The sequence below is a fragment of the Pseudomonas sp. Ps21-P2 genome (assembly GCF_039672565.1).
Lineage (GTDB): Bacteria > Pseudomonadota > Gammaproteobacteria > Pseudomonadales > Pseudomonadaceae > Aquipseudomonas.
The window spans coordinates 516,264-540,845 of record NZ_JBDFPL010000004.1 but is presented as its reverse complement, the minus strand read 5'-3'; the positions used below and the strand labels follow the sequence as shown (position 1 = coordinate 540,845).

At 51.6% G+C, this 24,582-nt stretch carries 28 protein-coding genes and 3 pseudogenes; 12 read left to right on the top strand and 19 right to left on the bottom strand.

Features of this window, described 5'->3' with window-relative positions; all coding sequences use genetic code 11:
- Positions 1 to 138 precede the first annotated feature (138 nt).
- Entirely contained in the window at positions 139 to 627 is a 489-nt protein-coding gene (locus tag ABEH28_RS13665) for an RNA methyltransferase (protein ID WP_065986778.1), read from the top strand.
- 85 nt (positions 628 to 712) lie between these two features.
- The gene (locus ABEH28_RS13660; protein WP_108122086.1) at positions 713 to 1,084 is read left to right on the top strand and encodes a DUF2892 domain-containing protein; all 372 of its coding nucleotides are present in this window, start codon (positions 713 to 715) and stop codon (positions 1,082 to 1,084) included.
- Positions 1,085 to 1,146: 62 nt separating this feature from the next.
- Here ABEH28_RS13660 and ABEH28_RS13655 read toward each other — a convergent pair whose 3' ends face one another.
- Positions 1,147 to 1,596, bottom strand: a complete 450-nt coding sequence (locus ABEH28_RS13655) for a YcgN family cysteine cluster protein (protein WP_346630215.1) — start codon at positions 1,594 to 1,596, stop codon at positions 1,147 to 1,149.
- A 306-nt stretch (positions 1,597 to 1,902) separates the two neighbouring features.
- Here ABEH28_RS13655 and ABEH28_RS13650 point away from each other — a divergent pair, with 306 nt between their 5' ends.
- Positions 1,903 to 2,496 (top strand): nitroreductase family protein, encoded by a 594-nt coding sequence (locus ABEH28_RS13650; RefSeq protein WP_192170906.1) that lies wholly within the window; start codon positions 1,903 to 1,905, stop codon positions 2,494 to 2,496.
- Positions 2,497 to 2,619: 123 nt separating this feature from the next.
- Here ABEH28_RS13650 and ABEH28_RS13645 read toward each other — a convergent pair whose 3' ends face one another.
- The 5 genes from ABEH28_RS13645 to ABEH28_RS13625 all read right to left on the bottom strand — a co-directional run bounded on the left by ABEH28_RS13645 (position 2,620) and on the right by ABEH28_RS13625 (position 7,546).
- Positions 2,620 to 3,552 (bottom strand): D-2-hydroxyacid dehydrogenase, encoded by a 933-nt coding sequence (locus ABEH28_RS13645; protein WP_346630214.1) that lies wholly within the window; start codon positions 3,550 to 3,552, stop codon positions 2,620 to 2,622.
- 131 nt (positions 3,553 to 3,683) lie between these two features.
- The gene (locus ABEH28_RS13640) at positions 3,684 to 3,977 is read right to left on the bottom strand and encodes a YcgL domain-containing protein (protein WP_122537448.1); all 294 of its coding nucleotides are present in this window, start codon (positions 3,975 to 3,977) and stop codon (positions 3,684 to 3,686) included.
- Positions 3,974 to 5,107, bottom strand: a complete 1,134-nt coding sequence (gene rnd, locus ABEH28_RS13635; RefSeq protein WP_346630213.1) for a ribonuclease D — start codon at positions 5,105 to 5,107, stop codon at positions 3,974 to 3,976. The genes ABEH28_RS13640 and rnd overlap by 4 nt, the downstream gene beginning before the upstream one ends.
- A 140-nt stretch (positions 5,108 to 5,247) precedes the next feature.
- The gene (locus tag ABEH28_RS13630; RefSeq protein ID WP_346630212.1) at positions 5,248 to 5,904 is read right to left on the bottom strand and encodes a class I SAM-dependent methyltransferase; all 657 of its coding nucleotides are present in this window, start codon (positions 5,902 to 5,904) and stop codon (positions 5,248 to 5,250) included.
- Entirely contained in the window at positions 5,897 to 7,546 is a 1,650-nt protein-coding gene (locus ABEH28_RS13625) for a phosphoethanolamine--lipid A transferase (RefSeq protein WP_192170902.1), read from the bottom strand. Before ABEH28_RS13625 ends, ABEH28_RS13630 begins: the two co-directional genes overlap by 8 nt.
- 259 nt (positions 7,547 to 7,805) lie before the next feature.
- Here ABEH28_RS13625 and ABEH28_RS13620 point away from each other — a divergent pair.
- Together ABEH28_RS13620 and ABEH28_RS13615 are read left to right on the top strand one after the other, a co-directional pair.
- A pseudogene (locus ABEH28_RS13620) lies at positions 7,806 to 8,150 on the top strand (toxin).
- A complete protein-coding gene (locus ABEH28_RS13615; protein ID WP_122623063.1) occupies positions 8,147 to 8,464 on the top strand; it encodes a helix-turn-helix domain-containing protein in 318 nt (105 codons plus the stop codon). Before ABEH28_RS13620 ends, ABEH28_RS13615 begins: the two are co-directional and overlap by 4 nt.
- A 25-nt stretch (positions 8,465 to 8,489) precedes the next feature.
- On the opposite strand, the gene ABEH28_RS13610 is transcribed toward ABEH28_RS13615, so the two are convergent.
- Positions 8,490 to 10,166 carry a GMC family oxidoreductase N-terminal domain-containing protein gene (locus tag ABEH28_RS13610; RefSeq protein ID WP_346630211.1) on the bottom strand — a complete coding sequence of 559 codons (1,677 nt, stop codon included), beginning with the start codon at positions 10,164 to 10,166 and terminating at the stop codon, positions 8,490 to 8,492.
- Positions 10,167 to 10,297: 131 nt separating this feature from the next.
- Complete coding sequence (locus ABEH28_RS13605; RefSeq protein ID WP_282370543.1) at positions 10,298 to 11,986, bottom strand: NAD-dependent malic enzyme; 1,689 nt, start codon at positions 11,984 to 11,986, stop codon at positions 10,298 to 10,300.
- A gap of 397 nt (positions 11,987 to 12,383) precedes the next feature.
- Here ABEH28_RS13605 and ABEH28_RS13600 point away from each other — a divergent pair, with 397 nt between their 5' ends.
- A complete protein-coding gene (locus ABEH28_RS13600) occupies positions 12,384 to 12,614 on the top strand; it encodes a DUF6555 family protein (RefSeq protein ID WP_192170897.1) in 231 nt (76 codons plus the stop codon).
- A 48-nt stretch (positions 12,615 to 12,662) separates the two neighbouring features.
- Here ABEH28_RS13600 and ABEH28_RS13595 read toward each other — a convergent pair whose 3' ends face one another.
- The 9 genes and pseudogenes from ABEH28_RS13595 to ABEH28_RS13555 all read right to left on the bottom strand — a co-directional run bounded on the left by ABEH28_RS13595 (position 12,663) and on the right by ABEH28_RS13555 (position 16,697).
- The gene (locus ABEH28_RS13595; RefSeq protein ID WP_346625498.1) at positions 12,663 to 13,334 is read right to left on the bottom strand and encodes a class I SAM-dependent methyltransferase; all 672 of its coding nucleotides are present in this window, start codon (positions 13,332 to 13,334) and stop codon (positions 12,663 to 12,665) included.
- Between the two features lie 150 nt (positions 13,335 to 13,484).
- Entirely contained in the window at positions 13,485 to 13,856 is a 372-nt protein-coding gene (locus tag ABEH28_RS13590; protein ID WP_346630210.1) for a hypothetical protein, read from the bottom strand.
- Between the two features lie 117 nt (positions 13,857 to 13,973).
- Positions 13,974 to 14,150 (bottom strand): annotated as a pseudogene (locus ABEH28_RS13585) (Hcp1 family type VI secretion system effector); the annotation flags it as partial.
- A gap of 162 nt (positions 14,151 to 14,312) precedes the next feature.
- Positions 14,313 to 14,684 carry a hypothetical protein gene (locus ABEH28_RS13580; protein WP_346630209.1) on the bottom strand — a complete coding sequence of 124 codons (372 nt, stop codon included), beginning with the start codon at positions 14,682 to 14,684 and terminating at the stop codon, positions 14,313 to 14,315.
- A gap of 6 nt (positions 14,685 to 14,690) precedes the next feature.
- A pseudogene (locus ABEH28_RS13575) lies at positions 14,691 to 14,918 on the bottom strand (RNase A-like domain-containing protein); the annotation flags it as partial.
- A gap of 24 nt (positions 14,919 to 14,942) precedes the next feature.
- On the bottom strand, positions 14,943 to 15,308 hold the full coding sequence (locus ABEH28_RS13570) for a hypothetical protein (RefSeq protein WP_346630208.1): 366 nt from the start codon (positions 15,306 to 15,308) through the stop codon (positions 14,943 to 14,945).
- Between the two features lie 10 nt (positions 15,309 to 15,318).
- Positions 15,319 to 15,435 carry a hypothetical protein gene (locus ABEH28_RS13565; RefSeq protein ID WP_346630207.1) on the bottom strand — a complete coding sequence of 39 codons (117 nt, stop codon included), beginning with the start codon at positions 15,433 to 15,435 and terminating at the stop codon, positions 15,319 to 15,321.
- Positions 15,436 to 15,455: 20 nt separating this feature from the next.
- Entirely contained in the window at positions 15,456 to 16,070 is a 615-nt protein-coding gene (locus ABEH28_RS13560) for an RNase A-like domain-containing protein (RefSeq protein ID WP_346630206.1), read from the bottom strand.
- Positions 16,071 to 16,178: 108 nt separating this feature from the next.
- Positions 16,179 to 16,697, bottom strand: coding sequence for a type VI secretion system tube protein Hcp (locus tag ABEH28_RS13555; RefSeq protein ID WP_346630205.1), 519 nt, complete (start codon positions 16,695 to 16,697; stop codon positions 16,179 to 16,181).
- A 468-nt stretch (positions 16,698 to 17,165) separates the two neighbouring features.
- Between ABEH28_RS13555 and ABEH28_RS13550 the strand changes: the two genes are divergently transcribed.
- Positions 17,166 to 18,767 (top strand): site-specific integrase, encoded by a 1,602-nt coding sequence (locus ABEH28_RS13550; RefSeq protein WP_346630204.1) that lies wholly within the window; start codon positions 17,166 to 17,168, stop codon positions 18,765 to 18,767.
- Between the two features lie 32 nt (positions 18,768 to 18,799).
- Here ABEH28_RS13550 and ABEH28_RS13545 read toward each other — a convergent pair whose 3' ends face one another.
- Positions 18,800 to 19,306, bottom strand: coding sequence for a hypothetical protein (locus tag ABEH28_RS13545; RefSeq protein ID WP_346630203.1), 507 nt, complete (start codon positions 19,304 to 19,306; stop codon positions 18,800 to 18,802).
- Between the two features lie 234 nt (positions 19,307 to 19,540).
- Positions 19,541 to 20,056, bottom strand: a complete 516-nt coding sequence (locus tag ABEH28_RS13540; protein ID WP_346630202.1) for a hypothetical protein — start codon at positions 20,054 to 20,056, stop codon at positions 19,541 to 19,543.
- 101 nt (positions 20,057 to 20,157) lie between these two features.
- Here ABEH28_RS13540 and ABEH28_RS13535 point away from each other — a divergent pair, with 101 nt between their 5' ends.
- The 5 genes from ABEH28_RS13535 to ABEH28_RS13515 all read left to right on the top strand — a co-directional run bounded on the left by ABEH28_RS13535 (position 20,158) and on the right by ABEH28_RS13515 (position 24,429).
- Positions 20,158 to 20,655 (top strand): hypothetical protein, encoded by a 498-nt coding sequence (locus tag ABEH28_RS13535; protein ID WP_346630201.1) that lies wholly within the window; start codon positions 20,158 to 20,160, stop codon positions 20,653 to 20,655.
- A gap of 364 nt (positions 20,656 to 21,019) precedes the next feature.
- Positions 21,020 to 22,042: an AAA family ATPase gene (locus ABEH28_RS13530; RefSeq protein WP_346630200.1), complete on the top strand. Its 1,023-nt coding sequence runs from the start codon at positions 21,020 to 21,022 to the stop codon at positions 22,040 to 22,042.
- A gap of 15 nt (positions 22,043 to 22,057) precedes the next feature.
- Positions 22,058 to 22,513 carry a hypothetical protein gene (locus tag ABEH28_RS13525; RefSeq protein WP_346630199.1) on the top strand — a complete coding sequence of 152 codons (456 nt, stop codon included), beginning with the start codon at positions 22,058 to 22,060 and terminating at the stop codon, positions 22,511 to 22,513.
- A gap of 273 nt (positions 22,514 to 22,786) precedes the next feature.
- A complete protein-coding gene (locus tag ABEH28_RS13520; RefSeq protein WP_346630198.1) occupies positions 22,787 to 23,068 on the top strand; it encodes a hypothetical protein in 282 nt (93 codons plus the stop codon).
- A gap of 494 nt (positions 23,069 to 23,562) precedes the next feature.
- Positions 23,563 to 24,429, top strand: coding sequence for a S1 RNA-binding domain-containing protein (locus tag ABEH28_RS13515; RefSeq protein WP_346630197.1), 867 nt, complete (start codon positions 23,563 to 23,565; stop codon positions 24,427 to 24,429).
- Positions 24,430 to 24,582: the final 153 nt, after the last annotated feature.

Sequence of the window (24,582 nt, the reverse complement as noted above, 5' to 3'; positions counted from 1 at the left end):
CAAGCGGCAAGTAAAAGCACAGCGGCGTTTGTCGGGCCACCGTTCACCGCCTCTTGCAGCTTAAAGCTTGAGGCTTGCAGCTTCCTGCTGCCTCTTTCCCCTATAATCCCGCGCTTTCTCTGATGAGCACCCTCCCCCGTGGCCAACAAACGCTATGCCTGCATCGGCTTGTTCAATCCCAAATCCCCGGAAAACGTCGGTTCGGTGATGCGCGCAGCAGGCTGCTATGGCGTGGCGTCGGTGTTCTACACCGGCAAGCGCTACGAGCGTGCCCGTGATTTCGTTACCGACACCAAGAAGATCCACCAGGACATCCCGCTGATCGGTATTGATGATCTGCGAAAGATCATCCCGCTGGGCTGCGTGCCGGTGGCCGTGGAATTGGTCGAGGGCGCACGTGCGTTGCCGGAGTACACCCACCCTGATCGGGCGATCTATATCTTCGGGCCGGAAGACGGTTCGCTGGATAAAGAGATCCGCGATTGGTGCGAAGACGTGGTGTACATCCCCACGACGGGCTGCATGAACCTCGCCGCGACCGTCAACGTCGTGCTTTACGACCGCATGGCCAAAGGCATCAACACCCGCTCTGGCCCGCAGTTCGGACGGGAAACCGATCGCACCTGACGTTCGAGCGCTGATAAAACGCATTGAACAGTTTGCGCTGGTGACAGTCAGCTTTAAGGACCCTACCCTTCACGGAGAACGCATCATGAGCGACACCCCGATCATTGAACGCATCGAACGACCTTTGCACGATTACCCGGAGCAGAACGTACAAGGCTGGGAGCGCATCGGCTCGCTGGCAGGTGGTGTCCTGATGATGGGCAAAGGCCTGCGCCGCGGCGGGATCTTTGGTCTGGTGCAACTGGCAATCGGCGGCGCCGTTCTGGCCCGTGGCATCACCGGCCACTGCTCGGCCAAAGCGCTGATCGACAAAAGCCGCAGCGAGATGGACGTGGCCCGTTCGCGCATCGAAGAAGCCGGCGCAGAACTGAGCAAGCTGAAAACCAAGGCTGAAGTGGCTGTAGAAGATGCTGTCGACACCGGCGTCGACGCGTTGAAAGGTCCGAAAGGCGTCTGATCGACGCTGCATCGCAAGCAAGCTCGTGACGGCTGAACCGACAGCCTCACGAGCTTTTTGAGTTAGCCCGCACGAAAAATCAGGTAATCCTCCCAGTCGTCCTCAGGCACGCTGCCTTCGCTGAGCATGCGCCCGGACTGAGAAATACGCTGTTTGTGCACCTGTTCCCGGTCCCCGCACACCAGATGGTGCCAGAGCGGCAGGTCCTTGCCCTCGCTGACCAGCCGATAGCCGCAGGTGGGCGGCAGCCATTTGAATTCGTCGGCTTTTCCGGGCGTCAGCTGAATGCAGTCCGGGACCTGGGCCCGGCGATTCGGGTAGTCAGTACAGGCGCAGGTCTTCAGGTCCAGCAGCTTGCAGGCGATGCGCGTGTAATAAACGCTACCGTAGTCCTCGTCCTCGAGCTTTTGCAGGCAGCACAAACCGCAGCCGTCACACAGCGACTCCCACTCGACGGCATCGAGTTGATCGAGGGTTTTGCGTATCCAGAAGGGTTCAACGATGGCGGCCATGGTTCTCGCGCAAACAGCTGTGGGGCAATGAAAGGCCGCCAGTCTAGAGGTACACGGCAGTTGGGCCAAGCATTGGCGACTGTCGGTAAGACGCGCGCGCCTGATAGATCGGGTTTGAGCGGGAAATACGGCAGGCTTGTCAGCAGCGAGGCGGCGCAGTAGCGTTAGGCCCTCGCGGGCAGCACCACCAATGCCCGCGCCTTACCCTAGTCTTTTTCGACGATGCCTGCCGTCCACGGCCCATCTGAATGATCACGTCGCCTGGCCCCAGGCGGATGGTTTTATCTCTCTTTCAGGATCGCATCCATGAGCGCCAATCCCCGTGTTGCCGAGTACGCCATCGACCCTCAATTCATCGAGCGCTGGTCGCCGCGCGCGTTCAGCGGCGAGAGCATTCCCGAGGAAACCCTGCTGAGTTTTTTTGAAGCCGCGCGCTGGGCGCCCTCTGCGTACAACTCACAGCCATGGCGTTTTCTCTACGCCCGCCGAGACACGCCGAACTGGGAGCGTTTCCTCGGCCTGCTGAATGAATTCAATCGCGGCTGGGCACAGCATGCCTCGGCGCTGGTGATCATTATTTCCAAAACCACCTTCACCGCTCCCGGCGCGACTGAAGAAACACCGGCGCTGTGGCACACCTTCGACACGGGTTCGGCGTGGGGATACCTGGCGCTGCAAGCAAGCCTCAGCGGTTGGCACACCCACGGCATGGCGGGGTTCGATCAGGAACTGACTCGCCAGGCGCTGAAGATTCCGGAGGAATACGCAGTGCATGCGGCGGTGGCGATCGGCAAGCTGGGGGATAAATCGACGCTGGCTGAATACCTTCAGGCCCGCGAGACGCCGAGCCCGCGTCGGCCGCTGGCTGAGCTGGCGGCTGAGGGGGATTTCAGTTTGTAAGGGCTGGACGCTGGGTTTTAGTGGGACCGGCTTTAGCCGGGAAGGCGTCGGGGCCACTCCACAAAATGGATGGCGTACACACTGGGCTCTTCCCGGCTGAAGCCGGTCCCACAAGGACAGGCTTCAATACCCCTTCGCGAAATCCACTTCTCCGCGCAACGCCTCGCCGGCCGCATAGGCCTTGAGGTTGTCCACGAACAGCTGGGTCATCGCCGGCGGCGACGTCGGTGCCGAGCTGTGACCGGTGAGCAACAGGCCCCACGCCGTCCAGAACGGGTGACGCTGGGGCAGCGGCTCCTGCCGGCAGACATCAATGACCGACCCCGCCAGATGTCCTTCCTTCAGCGCTTCGACCAGATCCGCATCCACCACCGCCGTGCCCCGACCGACGTTGATGAACAACGCCGAAGGCTTGAAGCGGGCAAACAGTTTGGCGTTGTAGAGATCCTGGGTCTGCGGCGTGTTGGGCAGCAGATTGATGACGAAATCAACCTCGGCCACCAGACGCGGCAGGTCCTCCAGCGCAGCCACCTCAACAAACGGCGCTTCGGTCCGCGCACTCGACGCAATGCCATACAGCTCGACGCCGAACGGCACGAGGAACTGCGCCACGCACCGGCCAATGTCGCCCGTCCCGACGATCAACGCCTTGCGCCCGGACAGGCTGCGGCCCATTCGGTTGTCCCACTTGCGCTCGACCTGACTGACCAACCGCGCCAGCACTTCACGTTCGTGGACCAGCATGTAGGTCAGCACGAACTCGGCCATCACCTGACCGAAGATGCCAACCGCGCGGGTGAGTTGATAGTCGCGGTACAGGCCGTCAGCCAGCAGCGGCGTGATGCCGGCCCAGGTCGATTGCAGCCATTTCGGTTTGTGGCCCTGGCGCAGCAGATTCGCCAGCAGGTCAGGCTGGCCAAGCCAGATCGGCGCCTCGGCGGCCATTTTCGACAGTTCGGCGGAGTTACCGCTGCTCAGCACTTCGATCTCGGGGGCTGTCTGGCGGAGCAGTTCGGTGTAAATGGGGTAATCGTGTTCGGCGATCAGAACGCGCATGGCTTCAAAACTCGAATAAACGGGGCATGCGACCGCGCAGCGTTCCGGACCGCGCTCGGTTGAGCCGGTCAGGTCTGACGCATGCGACGGTCCGGTGTACCCCTGCGGTGGATTGCAGGGTCAGAAATCGATCACATCGGATCGTTGCGGCGCAGCAGCTCTTCGGGCAGGTGCTCGATGTAATCGTCTTCGGCCGGTGGCATCTGCAGGTGGTAACCCTGCTTGTCCAGATTGGCGAGCACCGCGTGAATGTCTTCGCGGGCCAGGGCGCGCTCCGGCGACAGGACCAGATTGAAGGCGTGCTGCGGCTTGCCGAACGCGGTCAGCAATTCCTCGGGCACACGCTCCAGGGCGTCGCTCTTGAGGACATACAGGTACATTTCGTTCCTGCGCGGGCTACGGTAGATGGAGCAAATACGTTTCAAGGCTGTTCTCCGACGTTGGCCAGGCTGTCGAGCAGCATCTGGCCCATCAATTCGCGGCGCCAGCCACGCAGCGAATCGGGCAGTTTATAGGGACCGTCTGGGTAACCGGTCTTGAGCAGGGCTTCGAGGGTCTTTTTGCGCAGCATCAATTCCGGCGCCATGTCGAGACGCTCGGCTTGCTGTTGGCCAATGACGCGCAGGCTCTTGAGCACATTGGAGGCCTCGATCGGCAGCGGCTCCGGTAACGCGGGCGGCCAAAGATCCGGCGACACGCTGCCGGCTTTCTTGATCAGGTCGAGCAGAAACTCGCCGTCCTGACGCACGGTCTTGGGGTGCATGTCGTCGATCTTCGCCAGCGCGGCGAGGTTGTCGGGCTGGGATTTGGCCAGCGGCCAGAGCGAATGTTCGCGCAGGATGCGATTGCGTGGCTGATTACGCAGGCGCGCCTGTTGCTCGCGCCAGGCGCAGAGCTCACGCAGCACGGCGAGCTGCGCACGGGACAGCTTCCACGCCAGCTTGGCGTCGCGGTAAGCGTCATAAGGATCGGTTTCGCGGCGCAGATTGGCGACCAGTTCAGCACCGTCCTCCAGCACCCACGCGTACTTTTCATCGGAAAGACGCGGACGCAGCAGGTTGTATACCTCGGCCAGGTGAACGGCGTCTTCGGCGGCGTAGCTGATCTGGGTTTCCGAGAGGGGGCGTTGCAGCCAGTCCGAGCGGGTTTCGCCTTTCGGCAGGTCGATGTTCAGCACTTCCTGGACCAGACGCGAATAACCCATCGAGAACCCGAGGTTCAGGTAGGCCGCGGCCAGTTGCGTATCGAACAGCGGCGCCGGGAGGCTGCCGGTCAGGCGCAACAGCACCTCGAGGTCCTCGCTGCAGGCGTGAACGACTTTGATGACGTCAAGGTTTTCCAGCAGCGCGGCCAGAGGCTTCCAGTCGCTGATCAGCAACGGGTCGATCAGATAGGCGCTTGAACCATCGCCGATCTGCAACAGCGCGGCGATAGGATAGAAGGTGTCGACCCGCATGAATTCGGTGTCGAGTGCGACGTAGGGCAGGGTCTGCCACTGTGCGCAATGTTCGGCGAGGCTATGGTCGTCGCGAATCCAGTGAATATCGATGGCCACACGGCTCTCCCTCGAAGAATGGCGCGCAGTATATATCGCTACAAGCAGTTACCGGGCATCCGTCCTGCAAGTCTCGAACAACTTCATCTTTGAAGCGCGCAAATAGCCGCCGTGGCGACGACCGTCCATCCGATCACTGATCACTGGCCGGCCTTACGCAGCACATACACGCGCCACATGGCGTAGCCGGGGAGAAAGTCGTGGTGATCGACGATCTTGAAACCCGCCCGTGCGAACTCGGATTCGATGTCGCTGCGGCACACCACGAATCGATTACGGGGGGCGGACATACCAACCTCCAGTCGGCCCTGCTGACGTTTGCGACGCCACGATTTCACATTGCCGTCGACCCACAGCGCGACGATGGCCGTGTCGCGGGTCACCCGGTGAAACTCGTCGAGAATCGCACCGCGTTTTTCGCTGTCGCCCAGGTGATGGAACAACCGCATGCAGAAGATGCAGTCCACCGCGTTGGCGGACAGGCCGATGGAAAACGCCGAGCTCTGGAACGTGCGGATGCGCTTGCGCACCTCGCTGGATGACTGTGCCTCGGCGAACGCCAGCCTGTCGGTCGAAGGATCGGCCGCGAGGATCACCCGATTGGCGTGTTCGGCCAGCACCGGCCAGAAACGCCCGGAGCCCGACGGCAAGTCCAGCACCAGCCCGGGCTCGCCCGCATCCCGCAACGCTTTGCGCGCCAGCTGCGCATCGCGCCACAGACTCAGGCGTCGGCTGAGAGTGTGCTCATGCTGGCGCACGTCTTCGACGTGAACCTGCTTGCTGAGGGGCTCACTCATTGGCCAGTACCCCGTCCGTATAAATCCCCCGACAGCCCGCGAACATGTCCAGCGCCGGGTTATAAACGCTTGTGCGCACTTGCAACAGGCCCAGCATGGAATGAAACAAGTTGTCCTGACTGAGCGGCGCGTTTCGCTCTTTTTGCAGGCAGTGGGTATCCACAGCGAACGACTGCTGATAGCTCTCGGAAAACCAGGCAATCATCGGGACATGTTTCTGTTGATCGGGCGCCAGCATATAAGGCGTGCCGTGCAGGAACAGGTTGTATTCACCCAACGACTCGCCGTGGTCGGAAAGATAAACCATGGCCGTGTCTACTTTGCCCTGATTGTTGCGCAGGATGTCGATCAACATCGCGAGTACATGGTCGGTGTACAGCAATGTGTTGTCGTAACCGTTAACGATACTTTCCCGCGAGCAATTATTCAGCGCATTGCTTTCACACACCGGGGTGAACTTCTCGAACTCTTTCGGATAACGCTTGAAGTACTCAGGACCATGACTGCCCATCTGGTGCAGTACCAGCACGGTGTCTTTGTCCAGTGTGTCGATGAAGTGTTGCAGCCCCTGTAGCAGGATTTCATCGCGGCACTCGTTGTTGGCACACAACGCCGGATCCTTGAAGTTGCTGACATCCTGCATCGTCACCCGGTCGCAGGTGCCCTTGCAGCCCGATTGGTTGTCGCGCCAGATGACATCGAGCCCGGCGCGCTTCAGCACATCGAGCACGCCTTCTTCATTGCGTGCGGTCGTGGCGTTGTAATCCTTGCGGCCCATGTTGGAAAACATGCACGGCACCGACACCGCCGTCTCCGTGCCGCAGGAATGCACGTCAGTAAACGTGAGCAGGCCACGCTCCTTGCTCAGCTGTGGCGTGGTGTCGCGGTTGTAGCCCAGGATGCCGAAGTTCTCGGCCCGCGCACTTTCGCCAACGACCAGCACGGTCAGTGACTTGCGCTTGTGCTGCTGCCAATCGCTGGCAAGTTTGGCGTCTTGACCAATACTCACGAACGGCCGCTGCGCAGACTTGGCCTGCTCGCTCAAGTAACCCACGGACGCCGCCAGGTAATTGCTCGGCACGACCATCAGGCGCAACTCGTGATGATTGCGAAACAGCGAGGACAGCCCCTGGTAATTCAACAGCGCCACACCGCCAATGGCGACCGCGCAGACGACAGACACCAGCGCTTTGCTCAGCAACTCGCGAGGCCAGCGCCGATAGGCAATGGGTGTTTTGAAAAGAATCACCGAAGGCACGACACCCAGAAAGAACAAGTAGCCGAGTAACTTCAAAGAAAGCAGATCGCGCACTTCGGTGACATTGGTTTCAGCGAAGTTTCGGAACATGCCCGAATCAATCATCACGCCATACTGGCTCATGAAATAAGCCACACCGGCGCTGATAAAAAAGAGACAGATCAGTACGGGTTTCAATACACGCTTGAACGCTAACAGCGTGAAGAAAATATTAAACGCGCAGAACACCATCAGCGCAAAAGCACAACGCAACAACAGGCCCTTACCGTCCGAGTCGGTAATCGCAAATAGATGCTGCCAGAGGGTCAGGTTAAACCCGATCAACAAAAAGGCACTGGCAAGCACTGTCACAAGCTCGGGACGAACTGCTTTGACGTTGAGCATAAAAGTCTGCTTGGCTGGAAATGAGAATATAAACGCGGGAGGAACCCCGCCGATGCTGCGAACTTTAGGCATCGGGCCATCAATTTTTTGTGAAAAGGATGAGAACGATTGGTGGGGGTGGGATTGTTGTGTTGCCGCGGCATTTCGCTGGACGCAATGAAGCGATGCAACAGCTGGTGGCAGAAAACGAGGTGAAGCATTTCACTGCGACCGCTAGCTTACAGCTACGACCAAACATAATCAGGTTGCCTACCCTTTTATGGATGCTGTATTTTTTGAAACCACAATTTTCAGCCGGCTGAGGCCAGGTTATCTCGACGATGATGGCTATCGCTCGCTTCAGATCTACATTTTGGCGAGTCCCGAGTCAGGGGACCTCATGCCAGGAACGGGTGGATTCAGGAAGCTACGCTGGCACGATGAACGTCGAGGCAAAGGCAAGCGTGGCGGCCTGCGGGTTATCTATTATTAGCTGATCAATGACGGTCAGATCTGGATGTTTTCGATCTATGACAAGGATGAGGCCTCGAATTTGACCGCTGACCAGCAGCGTCAATTGAAGGCCGCTATCGACGCAGAGCTGCGCAAGAGAGGCAAACGATGAGCAAGAAGCGCGACCTGTTCGCAGAAATGATGGAGGGCGTTGAGGAAATGTCTGCACACCGAGAAGGGAAGCTCACCCTTCGCGGCGATACCTTTGAAGACAGGCCTGCGCCTGAGATTTCTGCTCAGGAAATAGTGGCCTTGAGGCAAAGGCTGCACATGTCTCAGAACGTTTTTGCGCGGCGGATCCGGACCAGCACGAGCACCCTGCGCAACTGGGAGCAGGAGAAGTCCAAACCCAATGCACAGGCTGCTTTGCTGATCAAACTGGTCGAAAAATTCCCTGACATGGTTGACCGCCTGAGCGCGGTTTAGGCGTTTGCTTGTAGAGCAATAGAGTTCAGCGCTCGCCCAAATCAACCACGGTTTCAAGAGAGGTGGTCAGGCTCGTTATTTCTGGCATTCCGTTCCTCAATTCATCCTCAACAATCATCTGCGCCGCCTTCTCGGCGATCATTACGGTCGGCGAGCAGGTGTTGCCGGAGGTGATGTTCGGCATGATCGACGCATCCACTACGCGCAGGCCGGTGATGCCGTGCACGCGCAGGCGTTCGTCGACTACGGCATCACGGCCCTGCCCCATCCTGCAGGTGCCTACCGGGTGAAAGATCGTCGTGCCAACAACGCTGGCCGCCTCGCGCAGTTCTTCCTCGGTTTGCAGGCTCGCGCCGGGCAGGTACTCGACCGGCTCGAAGCGAGCGAGCGCAGGCGCGGCGGCGATGCGACGGGTCAGGCGAATCGCGTCCGCAGCCACTTTGAGGTCTGTTTCGTGACTCAGGTAGTTCGGGCGAATGATCGGCGCGGCATCGGCCAGCGCCGAACGGATCTCCACCGTGCCACGGCTCTGCGGGCGCAAATCACACACGGACGCAGTGAATGCAGGAAATCCGTGCAGCGGCTCGCCGAAGCGCTCAAGGGACAAGGGCTGCACGTGGTATTCGAGATTGGCGCTTGTCTGCTCCGGCCCCGAGCGTGCAAAAGCACCCAACTGACTCGGCGCCATCGCCAACGGCCCGCTGCGATTGAGGGCGTAGCGCAGGCCCATGTTCATCTTGCCCCACACACTGCCCGCCATCTGATTCAGCGTCTGCCCGTTACTGACCTTGTAGATCAGGCGCAACTGCAGGTGATCTTGCAAATTCGCGCCGACGCCGGGCAGCTCATGCCGTACGCCAATGCCGAGCTTTTCCAGCAGCGGACGCGGCCCGACGCCTGAGCGTTGCAGGACCATGGGCGATCCGATGGCGCCGCAGCAGAGGATGATTTCCCGCCGGGCGCGAAGCGTCTGTTCCTGTCCGTTGACGCGTGCAATCACCCCGCTGGCGCGACTGTTTTCAAACACCACGCGCGACACTTCCGCGCCTGTGGTTACCGTCAGGTTCGGGCGCTTTAACGCCGGTCGCAGGAATGCCTTGGACGCATTCCAGCGCACACCGCGCCGCTGATTGACTTGAAAATAGCTGCACCCTTCGTTGTCGCCGCCATTGAAGTCGGGGATCGACGGGATGCCGGTTTGCGCCGCCGCCTCACGGAACGCGTCCAGCAACGTCCATGAAAGACGCTGCTGCTCGACGCGCCATTCACCTTTCGCGCTGTGAAGTTCCGAGTCGCCGGCGTAGTGGTTTTCCGAGCGCTTGAAGATCGGCAAGACGTCTTCCCAGCCCCAGCCCGAGTTGCCCTGCTCCGCCCAGCCGTCGTAGTCCCGGGCCTGGCCGCGCATGTAGATCATGCCGTTGATGGAGGAGCATCCGCCCAGTACTTTGCCGCGAGGATAGTTGAGCGCACGTCCGCCGAGGCCGGGCTCCGCTTCGGTTTTGAAGCACCAATCGGTGCGCGGATTGCCGATGCAGTAGAGGTAGCCCACCGGCACATGAATCCAGGCGTAGTTGTCCTGACCGCCGGCTTCGAGCAGCAGAACCCGGTGAGCAGGATTCTGCGACAGCCGATTGGCCAACAGGCAGCCCGCCGGGCCTGCGCCGACGATGATGTAGTCATGGAGACCGACGTCCGTTTGCATGCGTCCCTCGCTGATATTTTTTGTTTTTATGCAGGGCCCATCCTGAAGTTTTTCGCCACAAAACAAAAGACCGCCGCATGTTTCCATCGGGCGGTCCGGGTTGAAGCGTTTGCTGTCAGTAACGGATGCGATTACACCGCGCTGCGACGGTAGCTGCGGTAGTTCGGCATCCAGAAGTTACGCTCAATGGCTTCGACGAGCATCTCTTCGGTGGTCTCCAGCGCCATGCCTTCAGCCTGAGCCTGCTTGGCCACGGCCAGGGCAATCTTCTTGCTCACCTGTTGGATCTCTTTCAGCGGCGGCAGGACAGCGTCACCTTTGCCCGTCACCATCGGCGAGCATTCCGCCAGCGCGTTGGAAGCGGCCATCAGCATTTTGTCGGTGATGCGCGTGGCTTTCGACGCCACAACACCCAGACCGATGCCCGGGAAGATGTAGGAGTTGTTGCACTGTGCGATGTGGAAGGTGCGGTCGCCTACGGTGACGGGGGCAAACGGGCTGCCGGTCGCGACCAGCGCATCGCCGTTGGTCCAGGTCAGGACTTCCTGCGGCGTGACTTCGACCTTAGAGGTCGGATTCGACAGCGGCATGACCAGCGGCTTGGCGCAGTGCTTGTGCATCTCGCGGATGACTTGCTCGGTGAACAGGCCGCGCTGGCCGGACACGCCGATCAGCACAGTCGGCTTGCCGTTGGCGACCACGTCCAGCAACTCGGGCGAACCCTCGCCGCTCGACCAGCCCGCCACATCGGCAGACTTCTGCGCGAGGTTCTTCTGGAAGTCCAGCAGGTTGTCCATGCTGTCAGTCAGCAGCCCGAAGCGGTCGACCATCATCACGCGCTTGCGCGCTTCGGCTTCGCTCAGGCCTTCGATGACCATGGCCGCAATGATGTGCTCGGCGATCCCGCAACCGGCCGAACCCGCGCCCAGGAACACAACCCGCTGCTGGCCCAGGGTTTCGTGCTTGGCTTTGCACGCCGCCAGCAGGGTGCCCACGGCAACCGACGCGGTGCCCTGAATGTCATCGTTGAAGCAGCACAACTCATCGCGGTACTTCTCCAGCAACGGCATGGCGTTGGTCTGGGCGAAGTCTTCGAACTGCAACAGCACGTCCGGCCAGCGGCTCTGCACCGCCTCGATGAACAGAGCAATGAAGTCGTCGTACTCCTTGCCGGTGACGCGCTCATGGCGCCAGCCCATGTACATCGGGTCGTCCAGCAGCTCTTTGTTGTTGGTGCCCACGTCGAGCACGATCGGCAAGGTGTACGCCGGGCTGATGCCGCCACATGCGGTGTAGAGCGACAGCTTGCCGATCGGAATGCCCATGCCGCCAATGCCTTGGTCGCCCAGGCCAAGGATGCGCTCGCTGTCCGTCACCACGATGATTTTGATGCGATCTTTCGTTGCGCTGCGCAGGATATCGTCGATGCGGTCGCGCTCCGGGTAGGAGATGAACAGCCCGCGGTGGGTGCGGTAGATTTTCGAGAATTCCTGACACGCCTGACCCACGGTCGGGGTGTAGATGATCGGCAGCATCTCGTCGAGGTGCGAATCCAGCAGGCGGAAGAACAGGGTTTCGTTGTTGTCCTGAATCGAGCGCAGATAAATGTGTTTATCCAGGTCGCTCGCGCATTGCCGGTACTGGTTGTAAACGCGGGTGACCTGCTCTTCGATGGTTTCGACGTTCTGGGGCAGCAGGCCGACCAGGTTGAAATCGATGCGCTCTTGCGGCGTAAAGGCACTGCCCTTGTTGAGCAGCGGCATCTCCAGCAACGAAGGGCCAGCATAGGAAATATATAAAGGTCGCGAGGTCTTGGTCATTTGCAGTGATCGCCTTTTCTCTGTTTGCTCTATCAATACGACGTCGAAACGATGCCCCGGAGGTCGATGTAAACGACGCTCAACGCAGGATCCGTCCGAAAAAATAGGGGGGTAAAAACAGGGTGCCTATCTTACTCGCCTGAAAACGATTGCGACATTTTGTCGCTCACCGATTGCGAAATGATGGCCGGAAGTCGTCGGAGCGGTCAGGAAATAGCCCCGTATCAGGAACAAAAAGGGCGCGGCGGGTCACAGAGGAAACGACATGCTGGCGGACTGGACGTTTTGAGAAATGGAGTTTTGGCCGTAGTCACCTGAGGGCTTGGTACTAAACGCCTGACATATTGAACTGGCGATGAGCCACTGCAGTCACATTGATATCAAATCGGAGATATTAATGTCAGGCCAGCGCATCTTTCGTATCCACTACCGCTTTCTGGACGAGCAGCGAGTATTCCTCCAACCCGATTCAGCGCTGAACGAAGCCGATGCCTGGTACTACGCCTGCCTGCATGCGGGCATCGGCGTACTGCACAATTTGTCCAAGACCCGGGAAGAGCTAACGGCGCTGATCGCCCATGCCCGGCGGTATGGATTGACGGCGGTGCGTTGGGCGGAATGGGTCTGATTGTGTGCCCTCTCAACCGCTGCACCGACCTTTGGTGCTGGGGGAGCCCTATCCAGCGCGCTGGATCACATAGCTCGCCTCAAAGCCATGCACACACCCAATCACATTGAATCCTTTGAAATAGCCCGTGGCGCGAAGCAAATCGACCGCCGGGCCTACCTCCGGTGAGTGTTGAAAGTCCCCGTAGTCGTCGAAGACGATAAACCCGCCTGGTACGACGCTTGGCGAATACAGCAGGAAATCCAGCAGCACATTGCGCCCGGCGTGACCGCCATCAATGTGCAACAGCGCCACCTTCGGTGACAGGTTATAGAAACGCTCGGCGCACAACTCCGAATAGCCCCTCAGCACCAGGGCGTTGGAGAACAGGTTCTCCTGGTAATAGCTGAACTCTTCAAACTGATTGGGCAGCTCAAACGGATCAATCCCGATGATGCGGCGCTCGCGGTTGCAGACTTCATTCATCAGCACCAGCGACTTGCCCTTCCAGACACCAATCTCGACCACATCCCCGGGGATGCCTTCGACCAGAAGCGCCAGATATCCCAACAACCGAACGTGATCGTGAAACGATAATTCCTTGCGCGGCATCGCCCGCTCGGCCGGTAACGTGCCCTGCGCCTGCTCGAAATGCTTGCCGATCAACGCCCAGATCTGCGCGATCGAGTCATTGAGTTCCGGGTTGCTGATGAAGTCGTTGAGCTCTCGGATGGTGATCATGGCTTCTCTGACTGGCTGGAAGGATTGGGGTGGGGCGTGGAGCGATCTTGTACCGCTAGTGGGCGTGAGATCGATAGTAGGCGGGGGTTTGGAAAAGTAAAGTTCCGGGCAAGGTGACGAAGCATTTCCCCAGCCCGGCACTGACTTGATCTAGCGAAAACCTAGCCAGCCAAATCCCTTGATCAACAGATCCTTTCGTTTTCTCTCAACATGGGCGTCGATTGAACACAATATGCTCGCGAACAATTCCCACTCTTCACAGCCAAACCTTTCTGGAATGAAGGAAAGGTCGTACCACGACAATATTTCATCTACGGAATAGTCTCCGGACTTATAAAGCCTTATATAGCTTTTGAGATCATGCCTGAGGGAACGTGCTGCAAAATACGACTTCCCTTTCATCCATTTCTCTATTACCTGATCCGCTGGGAGCTGTCCTACCCTCTGATCCTCAGGCAGATAATCCAGTGTCCCTTCAGCCAGATGTTTCATGAAGTCGATGAGTTCCATAAATCCGCGCATGGATACCTCTTGAGGTTGCTAAGAAGTGACACTGTATTCAGGGGCCTGAGCCTTCGACTGAGGTTCTCAGATTTCAAGCTACCTGAAAATGACCCATCGTCCGACATAGCGCGCTCCTTACGCAAATGGCTTGTTAGCGGTCCTGTCCCAACCATCAGAAACGATATCCGCACTGCCACCGTATGCACGCCGCTGTTGTGAGTACTCGAACTTGACACGACAGTAATTCGGGGTGACCACTTCAACTGGGAAGCCAGACTGTTCCGCCCCCTGCCCACTCACCAAGACAATCAGCGGGGCAATGGGCACTGAAGATGGTCAGAGCGCATAATTCAGAGAGGTTTTCTCGCGTCATCTTAAGGACTTGCCAGACGAAGAAAAATTTTAGCCGACCGTCCTCAAGAGTGCCATTACCGTCAGAACCTTTCGCAGACGCCCAAATCTTCATGCCCCTTCTTATTTAAAACCAAACCAACCGAAATATTTTTTTAAAGCTTTTTTTCTTCTCAATTCAATATGCACGTCGAGCATACCCAGAATTTGAGCCAACAATTCTGGATCCTCACAACCGAATCGCTCTTCTACGAAACCGATATCGTAGTAAAAGAACAACTCATCAACCGAGTAATCCCCCTGAGCATGCTTACGAAGATATGATTTAATATCACTTCGTAATACACCGACTTCGTAGCAAGACTTCTTGTCCGTCCAACATTCAAGAAACTCCGTCAGCGACATAGGGCTGGTACGCTGATCTTCAGGAAGGTAATCTTGAATAGCTGTACCAAGCTCAAGCAGAAATTTGATAAGACTGTTATATTGTCTCATTTACCCTCACGGAATGGGAAAAGCAGTGACAATATAAGCAGGCATAAAGTTATATTCTTCGTATTGAATAACAATCCTCACTTTGCTCATGCTAACTAATTTTTCTGGAGCTGAACGCAGGACACCGCTGCCAATTATTTCGTTTAGATCCATTACCAAAACAAGGCGCTGCTCTTTAAGTAAAAATCCAACTTTGGACAACATTTGGATTTTTAGTCTATTAGCCTTTAAGACCTGACTAACCGCCTATTCACCCCACTAGCCACCGGTAGTCCTTAATAATCTATTACGCAGGCGACTTCTGAATTCTTTATCAAGCAAGCTCAAAACATTTTTCAGAAAAAAATATAAATCACCTTCGAAATAATCTTCAACGAAAGAAGTTTCCTGTCCAAACGGAGGATCTACATATTCTAGACCCTCTGGGGTCATATGGTTTTTAATGTAGCTTTTTATCTGTCTTTTTAAAAAAAATACGTTCAACAAATTTCGATCATCTATGTATCGCCTAACTATCTCATCTAGTTCTATTCGTTTGAACTGTACCTTCTCATCATCAGTAAGAAATTCGCCTACACCTTCTCCCACGTCGTAAATGAACTCAGTTATTAATCTGTATGCCACAATTAACACCTCATAACGTTGGGAAAGCAGTTATTATGAAATAAGGCATATGGTTATATTCAACAAATTTAATTCTCACTGTGACTTTAGACATCTCAATCGCAACATTAGGCGCTTCTCTTCTCACCCCCCAACCAATAGGCTTTTCTATAGTGGTAAAAATATCATATGTTTTTCTTTAAGAACAAGCCTAGCCTTGGATTGCATTAAAACCCTAAGCCTATTTCTTTTAATCGTTTGACTGACTGCCCATTCTGCTGTTTCAAGATCATAAAACGTAGATGAAACTACAACTCTCTTAGAAGCAAACCGTGCTTTTAAATACTCTATATCTTTTCCAACGTGTTTAAATATTGTATGTCCACCGCCAAGTTTTTTTGCGGCTTGCAGTGGCTTTTCGCTTGTCGTGACAGATATCCGACCCGCACGGACAGACGAAACCCTGAAAGCGTTATAAAGCGAAGCAGTAGTAAGTGGAACTGCGAACTCTGCAGCTAAACCTATGACCTGCCCAGTGCTGCGAGACGCGCCCAAAGCCTCAGCAGCATTGGCTCCTGCTTTGAAGGCGTAAGAGTTAGTTTCTTGCCCCGTCACAATTTGGTTTGACGCAGCTGCCAACTGATCGGAAGCGTGGATGCCCATTGCAACGCAACCTACTTTTGAAATCATCGATGGTTCTGGTAACGCACACAAAACACCAGAACCAGCAAGTTCTATAATTCCGCCTACCAATCGAAGACTTCCGAAGATGCGATTTGACATGATTTAAGCGGGCGAAAGCGACTCTTGCGTTAAGATGGCAGACATCTGTGCGAAGCTAAGGGCTACTCGAAAATCTCCATCATCAAAGTCAAACATAAAGCACTTCCTTCACGCAAAGGGCTTATTAGCAGTCCTGTCCCAACCTCCAGACACAATACCGGCACTGCCCCCATCTGCGCGTCTTTGCTGCGTATATTCAAATTTGATACGTCCGTAATTGAGCGTAACTATTTCTATAGGAAATCCTGATTCTCCTGCACCTTGGCCGCTTACAGTCGAAATAAGAACCTCTTCAAGCACGATGTCTAGATACTTGAATTTCTCAGTCCCTGCACGGTGAATTCGAACAGTGACTGCCGGGATGTGTGAGCCTCGGCAGCAAAGCTCAAACAGCTTTGGGGTCGCTCGATCAATGTATTTGCTGATTTGAAAATCACCAAGCGATACGCCTCCAGCAGATGCACCACCGTTGGAACTGGCGGACTGACTGATGGACTGACTGATGGACTGACTGATGGACTGCATGGCATCGTAGTGATAGGAAAGCAATTCGATCCAGCCTTTGTGTCCGTCGTCCAGCGACTCACCCTCGACACCATCAACCTTCATAAACGCATCAAATGACATAAAAGGTCCCTGCTTTTCAAAACGTCAGAAATGAAACCTTACCTTCGTTATTACTCGTATGCCAGCCTTCGAACTGCATCCAGCGTACGAATCAGAAGGTGCCCACAGATTGGCCTCAAGCATAAACATCTCTAAACGCCGGCGCCGGCGTGCAAAATCATTCGCTACCAAGCAATGGCTGAGGTTTTATCGAGGGCGAGAGCAATGCAAACCGCTTACATATCAGCAGTGACGCAAAGCCCGAGGCGGTATGAGCGTCACCATCCGTATCTCTTTCCAAACGCCAGAAACGAAAAAGCCCCAGAAGCATAACTTCTGGGGCTTTTCAAATAATGGCGGAGAGATAGGGAAAATCTGCCATCACCTCTCCAGCCCTTTAAACCCAAGCCCCACGCGGGTTTCGCTTCAGTTTGGTACAAAATACTGGTACAAAACAGTATCTCTACCGCACAACAGGCGTGCCCCATCATGGCAGCAGACAATCTTATCCTCAAAGCAGGCACTTGGCACGCTAGATACGTCATTCCAGAAGACCTGCGCGAGTATTTTGGCAAGAGTCAGTTTTCCCAGTCCCTGAAGACTGGTGCCAAGGCAGAGGCTCAGAACCTAAAAATCCCTCTCATCAAGCGATGGAAAGCAGAGATTGAGGTGAAGCGAAAAATCCAACGTGCGGAGAACGGAGACTTTCGCCTGAACATGGATTTTGAAGAGGTGAAGGAGGCTGCTGTGACATACATGGCTTCTAAGGCTGAACGTGAAGCAGAACACATCAAATCGCTCATTAACGACCTCATAGGTAAGGGTTCGACCTTTGGCGAACCTGAGCTTGACCGACTCAAAGCTGAACAGATAGAACGCATCATGCACCTGCACATGCAGGGATACATTTCTGATGCTGAATATGACCATTTTGACGATGAAATTGACGTATGGAATGTTCGGTACAGCATGAAGCTGAACGAGAAAGGTCAGCTCGGATTTGAGACGATTGTTGAGGCAGTTAAAAAACTAAACCGAATTACCAATCAAATTGAATTGAAAATGCTGATGGGAGAATTGTCAAAAAGTGATGAATTCACCATCACAGAAAAAAAAGAGGTAGCGGAATCCGCCAAAAATTTCGAATCTCACGCACCTGATACCCCTTTCACCAAAAAGAACCTTGAAACCTTTGCAACCTATCAAAAAGGCATTCGCAAGGTCATTGATAAGACCGTCGATATGCAAGTGAGTCGTTTGGAGAAACTGAGTGATTGGTTTAAACAAGAAAAAATGTCGTTGGATCACAAAAGCGTTCGACTCTATCTTGAATCTCAAACTACGCTTTCACCAAAGACGAAAAAGCAATACGTGCTTGCAGGGAATACGTTCTACAAATGGGGAATGAACAACCTCCCCCGCTTTGAATCTAAATTCCAGAATATGAAACCGCCGTTTCAAAATCACGAATTCCCGTCATCACGCAAAGGTAAAGCACAAGCAGAAGCCGAGCGTAAGAATTATACCGTAAAGCAAGCCGAAGAAATTTTTGCCAAGGCAAAAGAAATTAAAGGGAAAAATCGTCAACACCTCATGGATGCCATTCGCATTGGTGCATTTACCGGCATGAGGATTGAGGAAATTTGTCAACTCGAAATTAATCGTGATTTGGTTGATGACGAAGGGGTTTACTGCATTTCTCTTGACGATGGCAAAACTCGTTCATCTGTGAGAAAAGTGCCCGTTCACCCTGATCTTCTTCCAATCATAGAGCGCATGAAGAAGAATTCAAAAGACGGATTCCTTGTGCCCTCCCCCGCAGGCAATAAATACGGTATACGGTCAGACTTTCTGAGCAAGGCTTTCGGTCGCTTGAAGACCTCGATGGGCTTCAATGAACAGTACGTATTTCACAGCTTGCGCGGCACGGTGATTACGCAGCTTCAACGTGCGAGTGTCCCTGATCTGACTATCAAATGCATTGTTGGGCATGAAACGGGGGAAGTGACGTGGGATATCTACAGTGATGGCGCATCACCAAAACAAAAATATGAAGGAATTACAAAGCTTAAATATAGCTTTGAAGAATGATTCATGTGAATTAACAGCCAAGGCGGTTTAAACTAATAACGTGAAATTTTCCTGTACATGTCAATTTCACTTATGATTGATAGCTTGTCAGATCGGTTTAGAAAAGCTTTGAAGGACTTTTGCCCTCCCTCAGATAATCTATAGGCTTCAAACCAAAATCTGTATGCTGAAAAAAGGTTAAAGCTAAATCCTCTATGCGTTACAAAATATTCGTCGGTTTCTTCTAAAGGCTCATAACTCAAGCTGTATAACTTAGGCTCACCTCGGGAATTTACAATCACATTCGCTCCGTCTAGCGATCCCGAACTCAAATTCAAGTAAAAGTCTTCCTTAAAACTCGACTTAATAAATGACACACCGAAAATAAGTTTTATCTCAGAAGCTTTTGTGTTTTTAATATCCAATTTATCATAGCAATTGGCATTATCAAACAACCTCCAATTTCTTTTATTTTTTAACTTCTTATTGAATTTAGTTTTTGGACGAAAGGAATCGAAATTTAATTCATCCAAATACTTACCTGCAAATTCTATTTTCACTTTTTTTATTAATTTGTTTTATAAATAATACCACACTACTTTACAAAAAAATAAATTTAGCAATAAATATAATTTAACCACTTAGAATAATACCCAAATAAGTCCAAACAATTTTAGCTTTATCCGCTTTTTTACCATCCGTAAATTTCGCACGATGAAGGTATAAATTACCGCGAAGCGGAGTGGCTTCTATTCATGGCAATGCACCAGACAGAAGCCCACCACCCGCCTTAATCAAAATTTCATTTTATACGGCTTGGATTTCGCCAAGATCTGGAATTGCCTCGACTTCTCATCGAACACAACCACCCCATCACTCTGAACCATGTCAGTCCCGGCATAGCCAAGGCTTGACATGAAAATCAGGTTGCTCGAAACCTGATACGCTTTCCCACCTGCTACCTTCGGCAAATCAGTTCCTTCGCTTGGGAACTGCATAGGCGACTTGTAGATCTTTCCGTCATTCACGTCCACGAACACGGTGCTTTGGCATCCAGTACCGCAGGAAAAGGAATTAACGACGAAGTGACCGGCAAAGTCAGCCTTTTTCCCTACCGTCCAATTCACAGCATCCTTCGATTTCAAATCCTTTGCATATGCAGGGTTCGATTTCCAGTCGATCTTGCTCACTGCCTTTTGGCTCACAGCAGACGTTGGATAAGCCTCAAATTTGTATCGCTCATCACCATTCGCAACAACTGCCCCAGCGAGGCACGAAACCATCAGCAAACCGCTCAGAATCCCTTTCATTTGCTTTTACTCAGAAAATAGGTTGAGCGTGGAAAATAGCTCCAGTCTCAAAATGAAGCAAGATCGAAATGCTAAAATGTTTGAAACAACCATGAAAACCAATGAAGAAAGAAATAGAACCCATCAAAGCCGCTTTGAAGAAGCTAATTGACAAGAAGAACGATGATTCCCTTTATTACCCTGCCGCTTTCATTTCAGCCATGAAAATCGTTGCTGGCAAAGCCACAGCAAAAAATCTACAGGAACCCCCAATTCGCCAAGAATATTACATAGCAAAAAAGGAAGGCGACACACCAGCCCGCCAGAACGTGTATTTCACTGCAAATTCGGGTTTAGACGTGTTTGCACAGGCTCAGCTTAACCTAAAGGTTTTAGCCGTCGAAATTAGAGATTCTGCACCAGATTTCTACTATGCCTTAGAGAAATTCAACCTTAAGGCGCATCAAGCCAACCAAAATTCCAAGGTCCGTGGCGGGTACGATGATTTGACCCTTGCCACTGCTGAAAACGATTTATACAAAGCCATACGTCATCAGTACCCAGCTTTACGCATAGAAAGTCCTGATGTGAAAGATTCCTCAGCAAAACCCAAGCTGTAATCCCTCACACCATGATAAAGGCACCGAAAGGTGCTTTTTTATTGACTTCAGGATAATTACGCTTTTGATATCCAATTATTCCTAATTTCTCATTTCTGATATCGCTTCAGTCTAAAAACCGTCGATCTTTGAATTTACTGAAGCTTCGCAATCATTCATGATCCGTTTCGTTCTGAAACACTTCATAAACAATTCATAACCGTTTCAGAAGTGGTTATGAAGTAATTCAGAAAGGGTTATGAACCATTTCATAAGTGAATATGAATAAATTCATAAATTATTATGAATTATTTCAGATTAAGCCCTTGTTTTAATTTTCAAAATGATATTATTAGTAAATAACCATCTATCAAGGATTTTTACAATGAATCAAGACATTATTCACCCAATCTCAAAAATGACCGAACAGCTTCAACAAGCCAGGATTTTGATTTGGGTCAGTCACAAAAGCATTACCAAAACCACAACCATTGTGAACATGGCTTACTGCTTAGTGATGCAAGGTTACAAGGTGTTGGCAATCGACACAGACGGTTCACCAGCATTGCAAATGTTCTTCGAAGCGCATGTTGAAGAAATCGAAAAACGCATCAACAAGAACAAAAATAAGGTTCGCTTCCTTGAAGTAAAAGGTCGTGTTGTTAGCAGCGCTTTGATTAATCAAATCGAGCACGATGAGTTCGCGTTGGAAAATCGCCCTGTAGTAATCGCCAAAAGCTTGCACGAATTGGCTGCACAGATTGATGTGGTTAAGCGTGATTATGCTCATTACGATTATATCCTAATCGACGTTCCTGCAAAAATGTTGGACGCTAAAAACCAGCCAATCAAAGAGTTGAAGAGGCTGATGAGCTTCAGTGACCTCATCATCACGCCGTACAAGTGCGACACACAGAACACAATCACAGCCGTTACCGTGTCTGACATTGTAGAGAATTTGAAGTACGACGCAGCCAACAATGGCGGCAAATTCAACGCTAAAGTGCGCTCCCTTCTTGCCTTTGAGCCTTCTCGCATCAAAGCCAATACCAAGGCAGTGAACGCGAAAATCACCCTCACTGACACCTCAACGGCTACCGCCAGATTGGCGCGCAATGAGCAACGCAAGAGCTTGAAGGAACAAGATCGTATTGAGCAGATGCACAGGCAGATTGCCGAATTCAGTGAGAGCTTTGGCGAACACCAAAAGCCTCTAAACGTACCTTTGATATTCCGTTCGATCTACCCGAACCAGTTTAACAAAGGCGAAACCATTTTCACCTCTTCGACTGAATCCGCAAAGGTTGCTCAAGCAGAATTCACGCTCGTTGTGAATGCCATTATTGAAGCCTTGTACGAACCAGACTCAGTAGAAGCCACACAAACTGAAACCACATTAACCATCTAATTAGGAGAAATTATCATGACATTTGACATTAAAGCAGCAAAAGCCCGCGCAGAAGCAAAACGTGCAGAAGCGCCTTTCATCGAAGCTGAACCACAATTGTTGGTTCCAGCCGTTGAAAAATCCGCTGAAGAAATTCAGGCGGAGATCGAACAAGCGGCAATTGAAAAGGAAATCCATGACCAAAATGTTTTAGCTTTCAAAATCGACAAAGGCTTGAAGGAACACAAAGCTTTGCAAGAAGGCAACACCTTGACCATCAAGAGCTTTGCTTTCACAAGCAAGACTGAGAACGCCATGAACCTCTTTGGCGCTATCACTGGTAGCACCCGCTACAAGAAAGGAACACTCAGTAGCTCAGTGAGCAATGACGTTGAACGTATGTGTATCCTTCGAATAGAAGCTCTCAAAGACCCAGTGCTTCAAGCCTACCTTGATGGCGTTGACGCAAAATACAGACGCTCCATCGACTGATTCAGATTCACCAACCCAGCCCCTTAACCGGGGCTTTTTTGTACCTTCTGAAAAACTTCAGATTTACTCATTAACGATTTCATACGTCATTCATAACAGTTTCAGAAGCACTTATGAAATACTTATGAACCACTTCATAAACAATTATGAATATATTCAGAAATAATTATGAATTAAACCCACTGATGGTAAATTTGGAATATTGATTATGCTACAATGATAGTATAAAAAGGAAAAACCTTTTTAAATAACTATCTAATTGGAGCAAACACTATGACAAACACAAACAGAATTTCAGCCGCAGATTTTTTCTTAAACGACTTAGGCAATTTCGCTGATGATATTAATTTCAATGGTGAAACTATTTACGCATTGAATGAAAAAGCAGTGATATTAAAAAACAGCAACACAGGTAAAATACATAACTACAACAGAAGCGATTTAGTGAACGATATGAATTTTCAAATCGATTTAGGAATTTTGGATAATAGTGAAGTGACATTAGAAAACGCTCAACGTAAATTTGTGCAAATACGTTCTCTCTTACCAGCATAACTAACGCAGCAAACGATAGCCCGAAAGGGCTTTTTTTGTGTCCGCAGTTTCGTAACCACTTATGAATATATTCATAATGATTTTTGAAACGACTCATAAACCTTTCAGAAGCTCACGCCATCCAAACGGCAACCTCGACACACTCTGGACCAGAAATCGCAACCACAGCCCTCTCAGGCATCCGAATGAAAGTTCAAGACAGAAGCCCTGTGTTGAATTTCAGATCAACAGCAAGGGCTGAACTCAAAACTTTTTAACACAGCGAGCCTATGCGTAGGGTTCTTCTGAAAGGTTTCAGAAGTGTTTAAGAACAAATTCATAACAGGTTCTGAATCAGTTCATAAGTGCTTATGAACCAAATCAGAGCCACCTAGGAACTAAATCATATAGACTTATGAAATCACTATAATAAAACAAAACCCTTAATTAATATTATAAAGACTTGTTTTAATTTAAAATCTGTTATAATGAGGAATATAATAATATTATTTATCATGAACATCGAACAAAAGGATTACCCTCTTAAGAAAAGCGAAACCACAGGAAAGATAATTATCAGCGACCCATACGAGTCAATTGATGAATTCATTGACCGAATTGAAATTGGAGATATTGTGTCAGGTAAAGTCAGGATGATACAACCATACGGTATCTTCATTGATTTAGGTCCAATGGATGGTTTGCTTCATAAATCAAAACTGCTGAACGGCGATGAAGATATTTTCCAAGAGCTTCACGAAGGCAGAGAAATAGAACTGTACATCTTCAACATTGATAGAGAAAAACGCACGATAGCATTGTCACAGTACCCTAGAAAGCAATCTAAGATTGAGATTCCCAAATCAATACTGGTGCCGGGTTCTGATAAAGCGTATTTCGTGGGCTGTCAGTTAAAAGGCTACTCTAAGTCAATCTCTGATTCAGGCATTCACTTTATCAACGCAGATGGTTTCACCGGCTTCATTCCTAACCGCTCTATTTCATCAGACCCAACAAAGATAGACGCTTTTAAAGAAGCCGCCTCAAATGGTGCGGAATTATTAGTAAAGATCAGCAACATCAATGGCAAGAATTTAGCGTTTCTGGAAATCACAGAATACATCAGACCGAACCTAGAAGCTTATTTCCATTTCAAGCTTAACAAGGATACTCCGTTTGATGCCAAAATAATCCGTATCGATAAGGACGAAATATTCTTGAACGTGGACAAAGATATAAATGCATTCATGATGAGAAGAAACCTACCTGAGCATTTCACCACTCTGAACCTCGACCTGCACAAAGTATTCAAAGTGGGCGATGTGTTGAAAGTGAAATCCAAAGGCTACAGCGAAAAGCTTCTGAATGTTTGCATGGAATGATTCCGAAAAGGTTCATATCCAATTCATAAATGACTATTAATCTATTCATAGGTAGTTCTGAACTGTTTATGATGTGATTCATAAATGTTTTGGTTATGGTTAAATTGAGGCAAATGATTTTTATATAATTAGGAGTATAACCACTCTTTCTAT

Coding starts and splice junctions, on each gene's coding strand:
- ABEH28_RS13660 (WP_108122086.1), top strand. CDS start 713: ATGAGCGACACCCCGATCATTGAACGCATCGAACGACCTTTGCACGAT.
- ABEH28_RS13655 (WP_346630215.1), bottom strand. CDS start 1,596: ATGGCCGCCATCGTTGAACCCTTCTGGATACGCAAAACCCTCGATCAA.
- ABEH28_RS13650 (WP_192170906.1), top strand. CDS start 1,903: ATGAGCGCCAATCCCCGTGTTGCCGAGTACGCCATCGACCCTCAATTC.
- ABEH28_RS13645 (WP_346630214.1), bottom strand. CDS start 3,552: ATGCGCGTTCTGATCGCCGAACACGATTACCCCATTTACACCGAACTG.
- ABEH28_RS13630 (WP_346630212.1), bottom strand. CDS start 5,904: ATGAGTGAGCCCCTCAGCAAGCAGGTTCACGTCGAAGACGTGCGCCAG.
- ABEH28_RS13625 (WP_192170902.1), bottom strand. CDS start 7,546: ATGCTCAACGTCAAAGCAGTTCGTCCCGAGCTTGTGACAGTGCTTGCC.
- ABEH28_RS13615 (WP_122623063.1), top strand. CDS start 8,147: ATGAGCAAGAAGCGCGACCTGTTCGCAGAAATGATGGAGGGCGTTGAG.
- ABEH28_RS13610 (WP_346630211.1), bottom strand. CDS start 10,166: ATGCAAACGGACGTCGGTCTCCATGACTACATCATCGTCGGCGCAGGC.
- ABEH28_RS13605 (WP_282370543.1), bottom strand. CDS start 11,986: ATGACCAAGACCTCGCGACCTTTATATATTTCCTATGCTGGCCCTTCG.
- ABEH28_RS13600 (WP_192170897.1), top strand. CDS start 12,384: ATGTCAGGCCAGCGCATCTTTCGTATCCACTACCGCTTTCTGGACGAG.
- ABEH28_RS13595 (WP_346625498.1), bottom strand. CDS start 13,334: ATGATCACCATCCGAGAGCTCAACGACTTCATCAGCAACCCGGAACTC.
- ABEH28_RS13590 (WP_346630210.1), bottom strand. CDS start 13,856: ATGCGCGGATTTATGGAACTCATCGACTTCATGAAACATCTGGCTGAA.
- ABEH28_RS13580 (WP_346630209.1), bottom strand. CDS start 14,684: ATGAGACAATATAACAGTCTTATCAAATTTCTGCTTGAGCTTGGTACA.
- ABEH28_RS13560 (WP_346630206.1), bottom strand. CDS start 16,070: ATGTCAAATCGCATCTTCGGAAGTCTTCGATTGGTAGGCGGAATTATA.
- ABEH28_RS13555 (WP_346630205.1), bottom strand. CDS start 16,697: ATGTCATTTGATGCGTTTATGAAGGTTGATGGTGTCGAGGGTGAGTCG.
- ABEH28_RS13550 (WP_346630204.1), top strand. CDS start 17,166: ATGGCAGCAGACAATCTTATCCTCAAAGCAGGCACTTGGCACGCTAGA.
- ABEH28_RS13540 (WP_346630202.1), bottom strand. CDS start 20,056: ATGAAAGGGATTCTGAGCGGTTTGCTGATGGTTTCGTGCCTCGCTGGG.
- ABEH28_RS13535 (WP_346630201.1), top strand. CDS start 20,158: ATGAAGAAAGAAATAGAACCCATCAAAGCCGCTTTGAAGAAGCTAATT.
- ABEH28_RS13530 (WP_346630200.1), top strand. CDS start 21,020: ATGAATCAAGACATTATTCACCCAATCTCAAAAATGACCGAACAGCTT.
- ABEH28_RS13525 (WP_346630199.1), top strand. CDS start 22,058: ATGACATTTGACATTAAAGCAGCAAAAGCCCGCGCAGAAGCAAAACGT.
- ABEH28_RS13520 (WP_346630198.1), top strand. CDS start 22,787: ATGACAAACACAAACAGAATTTCAGCCGCAGATTTTTTCTTAAACGAC.
- ABEH28_RS13515 (WP_346630197.1), top strand. CDS start 23,563: ATGAACATCGAACAAAAGGATTACCCTCTTAAGAAAAGCGAAACCACA.